Origin of the sequence: Curvivirga aplysinae (genome assembly GCF_009711445.1) — a bacterium.
In the GTDB taxonomy this organism is placed as follows: Bacteria; Pseudomonadota; Alphaproteobacteria; order UBA8366; family Aestuariispiraceae; genus Curvivirga; species Curvivirga aplysinae.
In genome coordinates this window covers 1-16,054 of record NZ_SMMC01000134.1, presented here as the reverse complement: position 1 = coordinate 16,054, position 16,054 = coordinate 1, and the positions used below count along the sequence as shown (strand labels likewise).

Genomic DNA, 16,054 nt, shown 5'->3' with positions numbered 1-16,054 from the left:
TGATGAATAAAAATCGCGATGAGATTTTACGAGATAAAGAAATAAGGGCAAAGGCTGAACTTGCTGAATTAGCAGAGCAAGGTAGTGGTTTTGGGACAGGCTTCGCAAAAGGTGCCTTGAAAAAACAGCAAGTCCTAAAAGAGGAGGAAGTGAAACTTTATGAAGGAGCCACAGGAAACAAGAAATCTACCAATTGTATCTTTCTTGGTTTGTTGGCTATTTTTGCTTTAATTTTAATCTTTAATCTACTTTCTCGTTTTCTTTAAAAAATACTGGTCATATCGGGGGCGATCATGTACCTCATATTGACTTGAAATATTAATTAATCCCGATAGTTGAGAGGATCATATGTCTGAGACAAGCAAAGTAAAAATCGGTATTCTTGGTGCCAGTGGTTATACAGGGGCGGACCTTGTACGATTACTGATCAATCACGAGAATGCAGATATCCGATGCTTGACCGCGAACTCTCATGCGGGAAAGCCAATGGAAGATGTGTATCCACATTTAGGCGGATATGGTTTACCGGATTTAGTGACTTGGGAACAGGCTGATTGGGATGATTTAGATGTTGTTTTTTGTGGTTTGCCACATGGTACAACACAAGACATTATTGCTCAGCTTCCAGAAAAAGTGAAAGTTGTGGATTTATCTGCTGACTTCCGTTTGGAAAATGTAGATACATATGCTCAATGGTATGGTCATGAACATCGCGCGCCTGATTTACAGATAACCGCAGCTTATGGATTAACAGAATTGAACCGTGATAAAGTTGCGAAAAGCCGTTTGGTAGCTTGTCCAGGTTGTTATCCGACTGCCACATTATTGGCATTGGTTCCATTAGTTCAATCTGGTGTCATTCAGGTTGAAGATATGATTATTGATGCCAAGTCAGGAGTTACTGGCGCTGGACGTGGTTTAAAACAAAATACCTTGTTCTGTGAAATTGGTGAAGGATTGACACCCTATGGTGTTGCAAGCCATCGACATGCACCTGAAATCGAGCAGGAAATTGCAAAAGCGGCAGGTGCGGATCCATTATCTGTGCAAGTAAACTTCACACCACATCTCATCCCGATGAGCCGAGGAGAGTTAATTACCGCCCATGTAAAACTTTCTTCTGGTAAAAGTGTTGATGATTTGCGTGCTACGCTAACGCAACAATATGCAAATGAGCCATTCGTTCGTATCCTTGGTGAAGGAAAAATGCCTCAAACACAGATGGTTCGTGGCTCAAACAATGCAGTTATTAATGTCTTTGAAGATCGTATTAAAGGACGGGCAATTGTAATTGCAGCCATTGATAATCTGGTTAAAGGATCAAGTGGTCAGGCAGTTCAAAATATGAATGTGATGTTAGGTCTGGATGAGGCAACATCTCTTCGTCAGGTGGCAATGTTCCCATAATCACGTTAATAGGAAGAATATCATGAAGGAAAAAGATCGAAATATTTTAGCTTTCAAAGATATTCTTCCATCCATTGATGAGTCTACATTTATCGCGCCAAGCGCCTATGTCATTGGTGATGTGAGTATAGGGGCAGATTGTGGTATTTGGTATGGATGTACGATCCGTGGGGATAGTAATGAAATCCGTATTGGTAATCGGGTAAATATCCAAGATGGTACGGTCGTTCATGTGGCTTCTGAAGGGCAAGGAACTTACATCGGTGATGATGTGACTATTGGCCATATGGCCCTTATACATGCATGTACTTTACATGATAAATGCTTTATTGGGATGAAAGCCTGCATTATGGATGGCGCGGTTGTTGAACGTGGTGCCATGGTTGCTGCAGGGGCTTTAGTTAGTCCTGGGAAGATTGTAAAAACTGGCGAATTATGGGCTGGAGTGCCAGCAAAACCAGTGCGTAAAATCACAGAAAAAGATCATAAACTAATGGCTTGGACAGCTAGTCATTATGTGGAACTCGCACGAGAACATGTTGAGTCTATATTGAAAACGAAATGAGTATGTTTTGAAAACAGATTTTATAAATGTGAATATTTTTTCAAAAAATACTAGATTCTTTTAATTTCACTGATAAACTCTTGCAACGGTGGAAGAAATCCGCCGGTAGCTAAAAAAGCTATTCTAATTATTTAGGGCAGGAGCAGAAGCAAAATGTCTAAAGATCACGTCATGCTTTCTCATGACGACGATGACGCTGAACAATTTCTAGATCTTTATTCAAGTGAAGATCGGAATGTTACAAAGCATGCATGGTGCATGCTTTTGGTGGATGATGATGAATCTATCCATCAACGTGTGCGTGATGAAATCGAGAACTTTAGATTTGAAGGATGTAAGATTGAAGTCTTACACGCCTATAACGCTATTGAAGCGAAGGAACTTCTTTTAAATAACGCGCATATTGCTGTAATCTTTCATGATTATGTGTCGGATAGGGCACAAGCGAGTTTTAATTTTGTCGATTTCGTACGTAACGATCTGGGTAATTCAGAAATTCGCATTATTTTACGGGGAACGCGTTACTCCACATTTACTGATTGGGATTTGATTTCTAGATATGACATTTCAGATTATCGATCCAAGAATGATTTAGTCGCAGACAAGTTTTATACAACATTAACAGCGACTTTACGATCTTATAAACGCTTGCATGAAATTAATACCAATCGATTGGGATTGGAAAAAATTACAAAACATACAGCTAGCCTTATGAAGGTCCGTTCTCCTCAGGAATTTTGGCAGCAACTAAGAGCTTTCATGTGTGAGTCATTTCCTGTGACTGATGATTTCTTGATGCTGACGCTAGATGGAAAAAGTAATAAGAATTTGCGAGTTGTGGATTCAGGGGGGAAATATCGGCAATTACCGACCGAGTGTCGCCTCCATAATTTGCACGAAGATGTAGTGGATTGCGCAAGAAGCGCGTTATCAATGAGAACAAAGCAAATCAGAAGTTCAACGCTGACTTTGTATCTTGAAACGTCAAATGCAACCCAGTTGATCATCTTTCATGGGTTGAAGAGAAAATTACGTGAAACTGAAACACGATTGATCGACGTGTTTGTTAGCAATGCTGCAATTGCATTTGATAACATAGAGTTGTTTCAGAATGTTCAGAGTTTGGCTTATGAAGATCAGTTGACTAAACTGGGCAATAGAAGCGCTTTTGTCGATGCAATTCGCTTTCTTTTGCGGGAAATTCATCCGGGAGATGAATATACTATTATTGATGTAGATTTAGATCATTTTGATGATATTAACGACCTAATTGGTCAACGTCATGGTGATAAAGTTTTGCAGGCATTTGCTGAGCATATAGAAAATGTAACACGATCTGCCACACGATTATGCCGTATTTCCGGAGATGAGTTTGGCCTGATATATAAGACAAAAGGAATCGGTGCTGTAAATTTTGATCCATACAATTTGCTTAAGTCACTTGAATATAAATTAGATGTAAATGCTTATGACATAACAGTTCGGCCGAGTTTGGGTATCACGAAATTTTCTGACCGTGGTCAAACTGCGGAATCAATTATGCGCAATGCATGGATTGCTTTACGGCATTCAAAAGATAATGGCCGAAATGCATTTACATATTATTCCAGCAATATGGATAATGAAGTGGTAAAGCGGGCAGAACTGATTAGTGATCTTCGGCGTGCTTTAGTTGCAGAAGAATTTACCTTATTCTATCAACCTCAATATAGCCTTAAATCGGAGCAGGCTTGCGGTGTAGAAGCGTTATTAAGATGGCAGGCACCCGACGGTAGTTTTCGCTCACCTGCTGAATTTATCCCTGCGATGGAACGATCTGGTCTGATTGTGGATGTTGGAAGTTGGGTTTTACGCCAAGCTTGTATTGATGCAAAAAGCTGGGAAGGGACTAACTTTGGCCATATTGCGGTTTCTGTGAATATATCGGTTGCGCAGCTATATCATCGCGACTTTGTTAAAACTGTTGCGACGGTGTTAGAGGAAACGCAGTTAAATCCTAAGCGATTAAAACTTGAAATAACTGAAAGCCTGATTATGCAAGACGCTGCAGAAGCGATGCAGGTTTTACATGAATTACGCGGGTTAGGCTTGGATCTCGCCATTGATGATTTTGGTCAGGGATATTCGTCTCTTTCTTATCTGCAACAATTACCATTTGACTATATTAAGGTGGATCAATCTTTTGTTCGTAACATGGTGGAAAATTCTGGTGACGCAGTAATTGCAGATGTGATCATTACCTTAGGACATAGTTTTGGTATGAAAGTTATCGCCGAAGGTGTTGAGGATTTAGAGCAGTTAAAATTCCTACGTGTATTAGGCTGTGATCAGATACAAGGCTATTACTATGCTAAGCCGATGGCAGAATTCGATTTGCGACAATTCGCAATTGATAAAAGAATCTGACCCATTGAATTTCCTTATTTTTTAAGCTTTTCCTAGGCTTATCGTCAATGCGACAAAATGATGGCGCGTGTATACTATATTTTCGTCGCGTATAGAGCGGTTTTTGTCGGCCTTTACCTGCATATGGGGATTTAGAGCAAATTTATTTTGGTGAGGAAAAATAAAAATGAGCGAAAGAGCTTCTCGTCGTCGTAGTGGTGGTGGACGCGCAGCCCGTCAGGCTTCCCGTTCTGGGGCAAGTGGTGCAGCTGCACCGGCATATATCAAGCGTAATATTGGTTATTTGGATGTATTCGATGAAGAGGGCTTGGCCACAATCGAACGAAATGCAGATACAATCCTTTCTGAAGTAGGTATCGATTTCCGTGATGATCCTGAAGTATTAGATATCTGGCGTGAAGCGGGTGCTGATGTACAAGGTGAACGTGTTCGTTTTGAACCCGGTATGTTACGTAAAATTATTCAGGACAGTGCACCAGCGGAAATCACACAACATGCACGTAACCCGGAACGTACAGTAAAGATTGGTGGCAAAAATTCTGTATTCGTACCTGCATATGGACCTCCATTTGTACGTTGCCAAGATAAAGGTCGTCGCTATGCAACTTTGGAAGATTTCCAAAACTTCGTGAAATTGGCTTATATGTCCCCTGGCTTACAACATTCAGGTGGTACAGTATGTGAGCCAGTAGATCTTCCGGTGAACAAGCGTCACCTGGATATGGTATATTCTCACATGAAACTATCTGATAAGCCGTTTATGGGGTCTGTAACAGCGCCTGAACGTGCCCAAGATACTGTTGATATGTGTAAGATCCTATTTGGTGAAGAATTTGTTGATCAAAACACAGTTGTTATCAACTTGATCAATGCGAATTCCCCTATGGTATTTGATGATACAATGTTGGGTGCTTTGAAAGTATATGCACGTAACAATCAGGCTTGTGTGGTGTCGCCGTTTATCTTGTCCGGTGCGATGAGCCCTGTAACAGTTGCTGGTACATTGGCACAAATCTTGGCGGAAGCAATGGCAGGCATGGCATTGGCGCAAATCATTCGCCCAGGTTGCCCAGTTGTGTTTGGTACATTTGGTTCTTCTATTTCCATGAAGTCCGGTGCGCCTACATTCGGAACACCTGAACCATCTATGGTATTATATGGTGCATCACAATTGGCACGCCGTCTTGGTGTTCCATTCCGTTCTGGTGGTGGTCTATGTGGTTCCAAGATTTCTGATGCGCAGGCAGCTTATGAAGCATCTAGCACATTGCAAACTGCGGCGATCGGTGGTGTGAACTTTATGTTGCACACAGCAGGTTGGTTAGAAGGTGGCCTTGTAATGGGTTACGAGAAATTTGTAATGGATGCAGATCAGGCAGCCATGTTAGGTCGTCTGTTATCTGGGCCTGATTTATCTGAAAATGGTCAGGCTTTGGATGCGATTCGTGAAGTTGGTCCGGGTAATCACTTCTTGGGTTGTGCACATACACAAGCTAACTTTGAAACAGCATTCTATATGTCTCCATTGGCTGATAATAACAGTTTTGAGCAATGGGAGAGCGAAGGTTCTCTAGACATAACACAACGTGCAAATGCATATTGGAAACAGTTGTTGGAAGAATATGAAGCTCCAGCTCTTGATCAAGCAAAAGATGAAGAATTGTTAGCCTTCATTCAGCAAAAGAAAGATGCTGTTCCTGATTCTAATATTTAATCAGGATACGCTATAAAAACTAAAAAGGCGGGAAGAAATTCCCGCCTTTTTGTTTTTTGAATATATTTTAAAATCTATTCTTCACCGATACGTGGTTTACCTGAACGGCTTGGCCCGAAAGAACGATTTAAAACCTGAGTCGAGTCTTCAGCCAATTTGATCGCATCGCTGATATGTTTCAGAATTTCAATATTATTGTTTAAAACATGTTGTGCTTCACTGCGATGGTCATCGGTAATTTTTTGGCAACGAGTGATAACATCCTTACGAATAGTGTGGAGGATATCTTCTAACTTGTAACCGTCAGGTTTCTCATCAGATTGAAGAAAATGTGTCATTAATCCGCCTTCCCAAGAAAATATATATTTGCTGATTTTAGAGTGAACCGAAAACTATTTTGCGTCAAGTGTTTGACTTGAATGCCTAAATAGTTATGCGGTGAATTGTTCTTTTAAGATACGCTCTTCCAAATTGTGTTCTGGATCAAAAAGGATGGTTACCGCTGTCTTTTGATCTTCCCAAATTTCTACTGATTTTACGTCACGCACTTCCGTATCATCGGCCACGGCACTTAAGGGACGTTTTAAATGTTCCTGTACAGAAAATTTAATGCGGGCATTCCGAGGTAAAAGTGCACCACGCCAGCGTCTTGGGCGAAACGGACTAATTGCTGTTAGGGCAAGTACACCTGATCCGAATGGAAGAATAGGACCATGTGCCGATAAATTATAAGCGGTGCTTCCAGCTGGTGTCGCAACCATAATGCCGTCACAAATTAGTTCTTCCATACGTAAGACATCGTCAATTTTAATATTAATTTTTGCAGCTTGTCGTGTTTCACGGAAAAGGGAGACTTCATTAATGGCAATTGCCTCGATAAAATCACCTTTGACTGTTTCTGCGCGCATACGTAATGGGTGTAAACGAAAGCAGGTTGCCCGATTTAATCGTTCAATTAAATCATCAGCGGAAAATTCATTCATCAAAAATCCGACGGTCCCGCGATTCATGCCGTAAATGGCAGTATTGGTACCAACATTATCCCGTAAGGTATGCAGCATCATCCCATCACCACCAAGCGCGATAACGATTCCTGCATCTTCAATAGGGACGGTAGGATAACGTTTTTCAATTTCACGTTTGGCCTCTTGTGCCTTATCGGTGTCACCAGCAACCACGGCAATAGCCCCAGATGTTGTCGGTGCGATAATTTCCCTATCCGCAAGATCACGCGGAGACGAAACTGTTATAAGTGATTCTAGATCTTTTGGGGGTTGAGACATTTACTCTTACCTAGTTGCGTTGTTTTACAGCACCGCTATGGCATCATTTAATTGATATCTACTTTCTTTTGATTGGATGATGAAGAATAGCCTGATAAGGTGCAAGTTTAAAGTAACATTAAATATATTTTTCAGGGTGAAAGACCGATATATGGCAAAAAATATAAATATACATTTGGGGGCTATGATCGCGGTCATCTGTTTTTTGGGATCAGTAAGTCACGCTCAGGATAAACATGCTGGTTATTATTATCCGACACCTCAAACGACAGAAGTTTATAAAGGGCGTACACCTGTCTTTCCGGAAGCAACAGAGTTAAGCCGTCTAGCTTTTGTGACCGCTTTAACAAAACAATCCACCACAAGTCCTTACCCACCAGAATTTGTTATTTTCTCTAAGGGTGACCAGAACCAAAAAGCAATTATTACTGCAGTTGGTAGTGAACGATTTAATACATTGTATCGGTTGCGGGCATTGTTAGCGATGTTAACTTCACTTTCACGCACAACCCCAATATTCAAGCAATTACAAGATAGTAAGGATTTAACATTCCTTGACATGCTTTATATGATGGGCTTTACACAGATCACGATTAGTGATGGGGATCAAACTGCCCATCAGATTATTTTCGAATAATTGGACAAGAAAGTCTTATGGAACAAACGCCTCATAAGTTGGATGACAGACAAAAAGCTGCGCTGATTTTTGCGAATGAAGCTTTTTATGTGGCTTTCTCAAACAATGATATTGAAGCAATGGAATCTCTTTGGGCAAGGGAGTTCAAAGTCACCTGTTTGCATCCAGGTTGGGAACCTCTTATGGGACGTAACAATGTTATGGCTAGCTTCAGAGCTGTGTTACCTAATAGTCCTGCTGTTATCCCCTATGCGCCTAACGCTTTTGGGGTTGGTGACATGGGATATGTTATTTGTTATGAAAAAATCCGTGATACATATCTTCTTGCAACGAATGTTTTTATAATGGAAGAGGGGCAATGGCGTCTGACGCATCATCAAGCTGGTCCAACAGAAGCCCACCCAACACCATTGGAAGAAGAGGGGAGTGTAAACTAACTACCCGCCTGTCACGCTCATATGGCGTGGATTTGAAATCTGACTATCACGATCAATTATAAAATCGTGACCTTTTGGTTTTAGTTTAATCGCTTGGCGAATTTTATCATGCAATAAGTCATCATCTTTACTGGCACGAAGAGGTTCTCTTAAATCTGCTGCATCTTCTTGGCCTAAGCACATATAAAGCGTACCCGTGCATGTGAGGCGAACCCGATTGCAAGATTCACAGAAATTATGAGTAAGCGGTGTAATAAAGCCCAATCTTGCACCAGTTTCCTGAATGACTGAATAACGAGCAGGACCTCCGGTTTGATAGCCAGTCTCATTCAAAGTCCAGCTTTGTTCAATTTGTCGTTTAACATCACTTAATGGCCAATATTGTTCGAGACGATTTTCGTTACCAAGATCGCCCATTGGCATGACCTCAATAAAGGTTAGGTCGATATTGCGATCTCCACACCATTGGATCATATGATCCACTTCATCATCATTGATACCTTTTAGCGCCACAGCGTTTAGTTTTACTTTCAAACCTACGCGAAGAGATTCCTCAATACCTTCTAGAACCTGAGGCAATCTACCCCAGCGAGTGATGGCGCGGAATTTGTCTTCATCAAGTGTATCTAAAGAAATATTGATACGTCTTACACCTGAATTATACAGTTCTCGTGCATATTTTTTGAGTAAACTGCCGTTTGTCGTAACTGTCAGCTCTTCAAGTTTACCTGAATCTAAATGACGACCTAACCGATTAAATAACCACATAATATCGCGACGAACTAATGGTTCACCACCTGTTATGCGTAATTTTTGTACACCTTGATCTATAAAGGCAGAACAAACACGATCAAGCTCTTCTAAAGTCAGAAGATCCTTTTTGGGTCAAAAGGTCATATCTTCGGACATGCAATAGACGCAACGAAAGTCACATCGATCCGTGACGGAGACACGTAAGTAACTGACATGACGCCCAAATGGATCAATCAGTTTTTGTGATTCTTTTATGTCGTTTGCGACTTGCATCTTGTTTCGATCCGATTTTATATCCAATTATATATTTCGATTCATATAGGGCGTTTTGTCGATATTACCAGAGATGAAAACCGAATATATAACATAATTATTATACCTCATCCCTATATCCTATGTATGTCAGGATGTAAATTTAAGAAAGCAATAGATAGTCATGGCTGCAGAAGAATTTAAGTTAAAACCTAATGTAGATGATACGCGCTTAACAAGGCCGGTTGTGGGGATTGATCACAATGGTTGCTCAGTTAATCTAGATGTAGTGGAAGAACGCCCTTTAACTCTGTTTTTGAATGGTCAGGAAATCGTAACCAATATGACCATTGGGGATTATCCAGAATATTTAGCTGTAGGATATTTGCTAAACCAACATATGCTGCGCCCAGATGATGAGATCACCGAGATTGATTATGATGATGAACTGGAAACTGTTATTGTAAGAACGGCACGTGAAACAAATTACGAAGGCAAGTTAAAAAAGAAAACACGTACATCTGGATGTGCACAAGGGACTGTGTTTGGCGATCTCATGGAACATTTTGAAGAAATTGAGTTGCCCCAAGATGTAAAGCTAAAATCTTCTTGGATTTATGCCTTGTCGAAGAAAATTAATATGGCCCCCAGCCTTTATCTTAAGGCAGGTGCAATACATGGATGTGTATTATGTGAAGAGGATCGTCCTCTCATATACATGGAAGATGTAGGCCGTCATAATGCGGTCGATAAAATTGCCGGCTATATGTTTATGGAAAAACTGTCTCCTGAAAATAAAATATTCTACACAACAGGTCGTTTGACGTCGGAAATGGTGATCAAGACAGTGAAAATGGGTATTCCTGTTTTGATTTCTCGATCTGGCTTCACTGCATGGGGAGTTGAACTTGCAAGGCAAGTGGGGCTAACTCTTATCGGTCGTGCAAAAGGAAAGCGATTTGTTGTTCTTTCAGGAGAACAACGTATTGAATTTGATGCTAATCCTGAAGATGTGTTAGATGAGTCACGTAAACATGCCCGTAAATCGGAGGAATAGGGAAGATGTCTAAAAGCCCTATTGTTGCTGTTGTTCTAGCAGGTGGGCTTGCACGGAGGATGAATGGAGAGATAAAGCCTCTGAAAGAGCTGGCGGGAAAATCTATTCTTTCTCATATTATTGACCGTATTACACCTCAGGTGGACCAGATAGTTATTAACCTCAACCAGAATGAAGATTTATTCCGGAAATACGGCTACCCAATTACAAAGGATAGTATTGATGGATTTGTCGGGCCTTTAGGTGGAGTGCTGGCGGGGATGGATTGGATTGCGGAAAACTTCCCGGAAGCTGAGTATATGATTTCTGTTCCTGGTGATGGACCTTTCTTGCCATTAGATTTAGTTGAACGATTACTATTACCGATAAGAGAAAACGATAAACAATTATCTGTGGCCGTGAGCAATGGCCGCACCCAGCCCGTGGTGGGGGCTTGGGACATTTCTCTTCGTGAAAACTTGAGAGAGGCATTACTGGAAGAGAAGTTATATAAAGTAGATAGATGGACTTCTAGATATCGGATCGGCGAAGTGGATTTTTCCCAACCAGATTACGATCCATTTTATAATACAAATAAAATAGAGGATATCGCCGAGGCAGAGAAGTTACTTTTACAAAAGATCAAGCCTCATAATCTATAAGAACTTGGCAGGCATATTTTACATTTGGTTGTAAGAAGTGATCCTTTAATTCGGATTTGGATTTAATGAGTTGGCTGAATGGGATGAGCTGGATAGGGGTTTGAGGAAAGCAGGTCTGTCCATATTCAAACTGGATGATTAGGCGATCATTATTCTTTGGTAATAATCCTTTATGGATGCCTGAAGTATCTACTAATAGACAACTTCCGGCAGGGCCTGTGAGGTTTATCGGTTTGGATTGAAGATACATTTCACAGTCGTAATCAGTTTTTCTCAACTCTTTTATATACCAGTTTATAAACCCTTGTGGATCATCTGAATTCCTAAGAGTTTCTTGAAGTTTATTTAGATTATGTGTTTCTGGATAGTAACAATGCGGCCCAGAATGATTATCCACATCTGTCAGATATATAAAGCCTTTACAAAATCGAAAATCATCAAGATCAAAATGGAAATTTTGTGCGTTTTTGGGTTCGCTATGACCGGAAAAAGACCACCAAGAAGATATGTTAGTTATTATGACAGGATGTCCTATATAGCTTTCCGCGGTTTGAAGAAAGCGATCACTCGTAGCAGCATACATGATATCAATTGACCTTATGAGGTCGTGAATCTCATATCTTGCAATATTGTGGTTCGTCGCTTCAGTTAGATTAGTTGGTTGCAAATTTCTCTGGGTGTCTCCAACATATACTGTCTGATTTTCCAGATATTTTCTTATCGACTTTAACTGGTTTGAACTAATCGATGATACTTTTGTATAACCTAGATTTGTGATGTTAGAAAGTTCCGCAGTTTCGTTTACTTCGGTAGTCAGGTTCATCTGTGAGCTAACGAAATATTTAAATGCTAAGGTAGTTGCATCTCTTAGAGGTTGGTTCATTAACCCTTGAATGTGGTTTTTGGCATTTGATACAACGCGTGATCGAACCTTAAGATCTAAAAACTCGGTTTTTGTTACAGGTAATAAAGGTCTTAGTGGTGAAAACTCCTCGACCGAATATAGAAAATCATAGAAAGCCTGATACCAGTCTGTGCTTATTTGGCTAGCATGTTTCATATGATTGCTCCTAATGTTTATGCTGAGAAATCTACAAATAACTGAAGGGCATATTGAACAGTTGGATGCTCAAAATGTTTTACAATATGTTCTGGTTGATCAGTTATAAAAGAGCTGAAAGGAATTAGTTCTACTGGAGAATGTGTATAGGCAGTTTGAGCATATAAAAATTGTAAAATTAGCCTTTTTCCTTCGACGGGTAAAAGCCCCTTATGAATGCCAGAAGTATCGACCATAAGTCGACTTCCACGTTTGCCAGTAATATTTTCAAAGTCTCTGTTTAAATAATGGCGGCAGTCTTCATCTGTTTTTCTTAATGTCTCTGTATACCAATTGATATATTCATCTTTATCCGAAGCATTTGAATAAGCTTCTAATATCGTATCAAATTTATGCGTTTCAGGGATATAACAATGTGGTCCTGAATTTTGGTCAACATCTGTAAGATAAATAAAACCTTTGCAAAAACGATAGTCATCAAGATCAAGATGAAAAAATTGAGCATTCTTTGCTTCTTTATGCCCGGGAAAAGACCACCAAGATTGTATATTGGTAATGATAACGGGATGGTTCATATAGTTTTCGGCAATGCTAAGAAAAACAGGATCTGTCCCAGCATATAATACATCAATTGAATTAATAAGATCCTCAGTTTGAATATGCCCTAGATGGTGCGCCTTCGCGTCGTCAAGAGTAATGGGAGTAAGGTCTTCCTGATTATCTCCACCATAAATGGTTTGAGATCGCAAAAAGTTATCAATCTTATTTAGCTGTTCATCTTGTAAATCAGGAAGTTTAGTGAAACCAATTTCTTTAATTTCCTCTAGAAGCGTTGGATCATGTATGAAATTTGTCGGAATTCCTAAGGCTTCTTTTATAAAACTTCGAAAACATAATGTTACATAGTCACGCACACGACCATTCAAACTTTTCTGGATGGTCCCAATAGCTTTTTGATGCTCTTCGGTAATACGATCTGGATCATCTTTTATATCTTGCACGGAAATTGGAACGATATTGCGCATGACCTCCCATCTATCATCATTTTGAATATATTCGTGGAATTTAATGAACCAATCATATGTAACATTTAAAGAAGAAGTCATTGCACCTTTACTCATTAGTTTTTTGAATTCTGACGTGATTTGCTCAAAAAGCAAAGTATCTAAATAAATCATACTAGAAATGTCTTGTCTTTGAGCTAGGCATTCCGTATCCATTTCTTCTTAACATAAAATAATAATGCGGAAGTTGGATGATGTTTATCTCTTTGGACGATGTTAAAATTGCAGCGGAAAAAATTAAAGGCGAGGTGTATAACACGCGTCAACGTCGTTCTATTACGCTCAGTAAAATTACAAATGCGGATGTGTATTTGAAATTTGAAAATCGTCAATTTACTGCATCCTTTAAGGAACGTGGTGCTTTGAATCGACTATTGAATTTGTCTGATGAAGAGAAAGCAAACGGGGTTATTGCTATGTCTGCAGGCAATCATGCACAAGGTGTATCCTTTCATGCAGCTAGGCTAGGAATACCGGCAACCATTGTGATGCCCAGAAATACACCGACAGTTAAAGTCGAACATACAGAGGCACATGGTGCGCATGTAATTTTACATGGTTTGACATTGGCAGAAGCAGCCGCTTATGCACATGAAAAAGCCACTGAAGAAAATTTAACATTTATTCATCCTTACGATGATGCAGATGTAATGGCAGGGCAGGGGACGGTCGCCCTAGAAATTTTGGAACAATTCCCTGATATTCAAGATCTCATTATTCCTATTGGTGGTGGTGGATTAATTTCCGGTATCGCTGTTGCCGCCAAAACGATTAACCCTGATATACGTGTATTTGGTGTTCAGACCGCACTTTATCCATCTATGAAACAGATTTTAAATAAAGAAGATCCTGTTTGTGGTGGTTCAACAATTGCAGAAGGTATCGCAGTAAAATATCCAGGTGAAAATACGCGTAAAATTGTAGAAGAACTGGTTGATGACATTTTGCTGGTCACAGAGAATGAGTTGGAGAGTGCAATCTCCCTCTTATTAAATGTGGAGAAGACTGTTGTTGAAGGCGCTGGTGCCGCAGGTTTAGCAGCGGTGATTGGCAACAAGCCATTATTTGAAGGGCGTAAAGTTGCGATGATCCTTACGGGTGGAAATATTGATCAACGCCTATTAGCTACAGTTTTGATGCGTGATATGGCGCGCAGTGGTCGCTTGGCGCGTTTGCGTATCCATTTGATGGATCGTCCATGTGCGTTAGCAGATGTATCACGTTTAATCGGAGATAATGGTGGTAATATCGTTGAAATTTCTCATCAACGAATTTTTACACATGTTCCGGCAAAAGATACGTCTATTGAAGTTGCAATCGAAACAAGAGACGCTTCTCAACTAGAAAAGATTGTTGGCATCTTAGAAGACGCAGATTTCCCTGTTTCTCAACTATAAGACTCTAGAGTCAAATATAAGAAAATTTCCCTAGGGTCCTGATTCAAAGGACTCTTTGTTGCAAACATGCATCACTCAGAAAATTATCCATTGAATTGTTCCTTCTATGATTGACCTGATTCGCGAATTGGATTCTTTTGAGTGGTAGAAGAAATATTTGAGGGGATTTTCATATGTTTGCACCGGGCAAAGAGCTCATGGCGACAATGGAAGTTATGATAGCCAAAGAAATTACACGTTTACTTCAAGAAGCAGACTGTTGTGTGTTTGTTGTATATGATCCGTTTAATCCAGAGATGGATCCTCTCGACTATATATGTCACGAGCGAAAGTCAGGGCAACCAATTCATATGAATGTGGCGCTGGACTACGAAGGTATTGGTGTTTGGTATCTTGCCTTTAGAAATGAAGATGTATTTAGTGCAAAAAAAGTTCTTTTACATATTGAGGATGGGCAATTCATTCATGGACAGATGGGAGACTTTAAGGGCTATTGGCAAGATTTTCCTAGATACATTCTCGAAGATAGATGGGTCCAAGAGCAACTTGCAAAGACAGTATCAAACGATAGTTTCCATGTACATGAGGTAAAAGAGCATCGCGAAGCGTTTTCGCATTCAATTGATAATTTTGTAAATGAAACCGATGAAGGTTTCATTGAGGATGTGATCAATGAGGGAGGCACCAAAAATGTGTCGTCAAATGACTGGTTTGAACCGCCTGAAGTAAAAGAGCCAGAATTAAGCCCTTTTGCGCAGGATGATCAAGAAAGTTTGGATTTAATTGATTTGTATGATCAGGATGGTATCCAAGTTGATGGATTTCCAGACCAACCATTTGGCCGATTTTCGAGAAGTTAGTTTTAAGCCAAGTAGGATACTCATACCTGTCAAATTAAAATAGCCTGTCAGTGGGGGACTGACAGGCTATTTTTTTTGGCATTGCAGCGTAGTTTTTAATACTTGGAGGTATTTAAATCGCGCAAGTAACACCGTTTTCAGTTACAACTGGTTTGCGTTTGCCAATTGTAAAAAAGCTAACAATAGCTTTGAAGATTCTTGCGGCTTCCTCGCTGCGGAGTTGACGTGCACGGGCCATAGCAGCTTCAATTTCAGAGCTAGAGAGTGTTGCGTCTAATTTATCCCAGTCAGTCATTGTCTTATCCTCAAATTCAATACTTACATTTTCTCATTCAGTGTGTTGACAGATAAATAGGTAAAAAATGGCTAAATGAGTAGTGATATTCTCAATTATGAGCCATGCGTATTATGCATGGCTTTGAAAATTTTCAGTAATTATATAGATATATACGTAAATAATAAGTCAGATTTTTCTTTATTTGTGACGAATAGGCACATACTATGCGTGTTTAATAATGAAT

At 40.0% G+C, this 16,054-nt stretch carries 16 protein-coding genes and 1 pseudogene; 11 read left to right on the top strand and 6 right to left on the bottom strand.

Annotation, left to right across the window (positions count from 1 at the left end):
• The 5 genes from E1160_RS17075 to E1160_RS04470 form a co-directional block, all read left to right on the top strand.
• Nucleotides 1–266: hypothetical protein (locus E1160_RS17075; protein ID WP_218048717.1), on the top strand; the 266-nt coding region annotated here is incomplete at its 5' end.
• Nucleotides 267–348: 82 nt separating this feature from the next.
• Nucleotides 349–1,407: an N-acetyl-gamma-glutamyl-phosphate reductase gene (gene argC, locus E1160_RS04485; RefSeq protein ID WP_155153805.1), complete on the top strand. Its 1,059-nt coding sequence runs from the start codon at nucleotides 349–351 to the stop codon at nucleotides 1,405–1,407.
• Nucleotides 1,408–1,429: 22 nt separating this feature from the next.
• A complete protein-coding gene (locus E1160_RS04480) occupies nucleotides 1,430–1,972 on the top strand; it encodes a gamma carbonic anhydrase family protein (RefSeq protein ID WP_155153804.1) in 543 nt (180 codons plus the stop codon).
• A gap of 153 nt (nucleotides 1,973–2,125) precedes the next feature.
• Entirely contained in the window at nucleotides 2,126–4,378 is a 2,253-nt protein-coding gene (locus E1160_RS04475) for an EAL domain-containing protein (protein WP_155153803.1), read from the top strand.
• Nucleotides 4,379–4,544: 166 nt separating this feature from the next.
• Nucleotides 4,545–6,092 carry a trimethylamine methyltransferase family protein gene (locus tag E1160_RS04470; protein ID WP_155153802.1) on the top strand — a complete coding sequence of 516 codons (1,548 nt, stop codon included), beginning with the start codon at nucleotides 4,545–4,547 and terminating at the stop codon, nucleotides 6,090–6,092.
• A 74-nt stretch (nucleotides 6,093–6,166) separates the two neighbouring features.
• Here the strand turns inward: E1160_RS04470 and E1160_RS04465 are convergent, their stop codons facing one another.
• On the bottom strand, nucleotides 6,167–6,430 hold the full coding sequence (locus E1160_RS04465; protein ID WP_155153801.1) for a histidine kinase: 264 nt from the start codon (nucleotides 6,428–6,430) through the stop codon (nucleotides 6,167–6,169).
• Between the two features lie 93 nt (nucleotides 6,431–6,523).
• Complete coding sequence (locus E1160_RS04460) at nucleotides 6,524–7,375, bottom strand: NAD kinase (protein WP_155153800.1); 852 nt, start codon at nucleotides 7,373–7,375, stop codon at nucleotides 6,524–6,526.
• A 151-nt stretch (nucleotides 7,376–7,526) separates the two neighbouring features.
• Here E1160_RS04460 and E1160_RS04455 point away from each other — a divergent pair, with 151 nt between their 5' ends.
• Both E1160_RS04455 and E1160_RS04450 read left to right on the top strand, forming a co-directional pair.
• Nucleotides 7,527–8,012: a hypothetical protein gene (locus E1160_RS04455; RefSeq protein WP_155153799.1), complete on the top strand. Its 486-nt coding sequence runs from the start codon at nucleotides 7,527–7,529 to the stop codon at nucleotides 8,010–8,012.
• A gap of 17 nt (nucleotides 8,013–8,029) precedes the next feature.
• Nucleotides 8,030–8,449, top strand: coding sequence for a nuclear transport factor 2 family protein (locus E1160_RS04450; RefSeq protein WP_155153798.1), 420 nt, complete (start codon nucleotides 8,030–8,032; stop codon nucleotides 8,447–8,449).
• Here the strand turns inward: E1160_RS04450 and moaA are convergent.
• Nucleotides 8,450–9,475 (bottom strand): annotated as a pseudogene (gene moaA, locus E1160_RS04445) (GTP 3',8-cyclase MoaA).
• A 163-nt stretch (nucleotides 9,476–9,638) separates the two neighbouring features.
• On the opposite strand from moaA, the gene fdhD reads away from it, so the two are divergent.
• Together fdhD and mobA are read left to right on the top strand one after the other, a co-directional pair.
• Nucleotides 9,639–10,511: a formate dehydrogenase accessory sulfurtransferase FdhD gene (gene fdhD, locus E1160_RS04440; RefSeq protein ID WP_155153797.1), complete on the top strand. Its 873-nt coding sequence runs from the start codon at nucleotides 9,639–9,641 to the stop codon at nucleotides 10,509–10,511.
• Nucleotides 10,512–10,516: 5 nt separating this feature from the next.
• Nucleotides 10,517–11,152: a molybdenum cofactor guanylyltransferase MobA gene (gene mobA, locus E1160_RS04435; protein ID WP_155153796.1), complete on the top strand. Its 636-nt coding sequence runs from the start codon at nucleotides 10,517–10,519 to the stop codon at nucleotides 11,150–11,152.
• On the opposite strand, the gene E1160_RS04430 is transcribed toward mobA, so the two are convergent.
• Nucleotides 11,133–12,212, bottom strand: a complete 1,080-nt coding sequence (locus tag E1160_RS04430) for a phytanoyl-CoA dioxygenase family protein (protein ID WP_155153795.1) — start codon at nucleotides 12,210–12,212, stop codon at nucleotides 11,133–11,135. The two genes, mobA and E1160_RS04430, sit on opposite strands and share 20 nt — an antisense overlap.
• Nucleotides 12,213–12,229: 17 nt before the next feature.
• A complete protein-coding gene (locus E1160_RS04425) occupies nucleotides 12,230–13,432 on the bottom strand; it encodes a phytanoyl-CoA dioxygenase family protein (RefSeq protein ID WP_155153794.1) in 1,203 nt (400 codons plus the stop codon).
• Between the two features lie 35 nt (nucleotides 13,433–13,467).
• Here E1160_RS04425 and E1160_RS04420 point away from each other — a divergent pair, with 35 nt between their 5' ends.
• Both E1160_RS04420 and E1160_RS04415 read left to right on the top strand, forming a co-directional pair.
• Nucleotides 13,468–14,673 carry a threonine ammonia-lyase gene (locus E1160_RS04420; protein ID WP_155153793.1) on the top strand — a complete coding sequence of 402 codons (1,206 nt, stop codon included), beginning with the start codon at nucleotides 13,468–13,470 and terminating at the stop codon, nucleotides 14,671–14,673.
• A 173-nt stretch (nucleotides 14,674–14,846) separates the two neighbouring features.
• Nucleotides 14,847–15,533: a hypothetical protein gene (locus tag E1160_RS04415; protein ID WP_155153792.1), complete on the top strand. Its 687-nt coding sequence runs from the start codon at nucleotides 14,847–14,849 to the stop codon at nucleotides 15,531–15,533.
• 112 nt (nucleotides 15,534–15,645) lie between these two features.
• Here E1160_RS04415 and E1160_RS04410 read toward each other — a convergent pair whose 3' ends face one another.
• The gene (locus tag E1160_RS04410; protein ID WP_155153791.1) at nucleotides 15,646–15,828 is read right to left on the bottom strand and encodes an RSP_7527 family protein; all 183 of its coding nucleotides are present in this window, start codon (nucleotides 15,826–15,828) and stop codon (nucleotides 15,646–15,648) included.
• Nucleotides 15,829–16,054 lie beyond the last annotated feature (226 nt).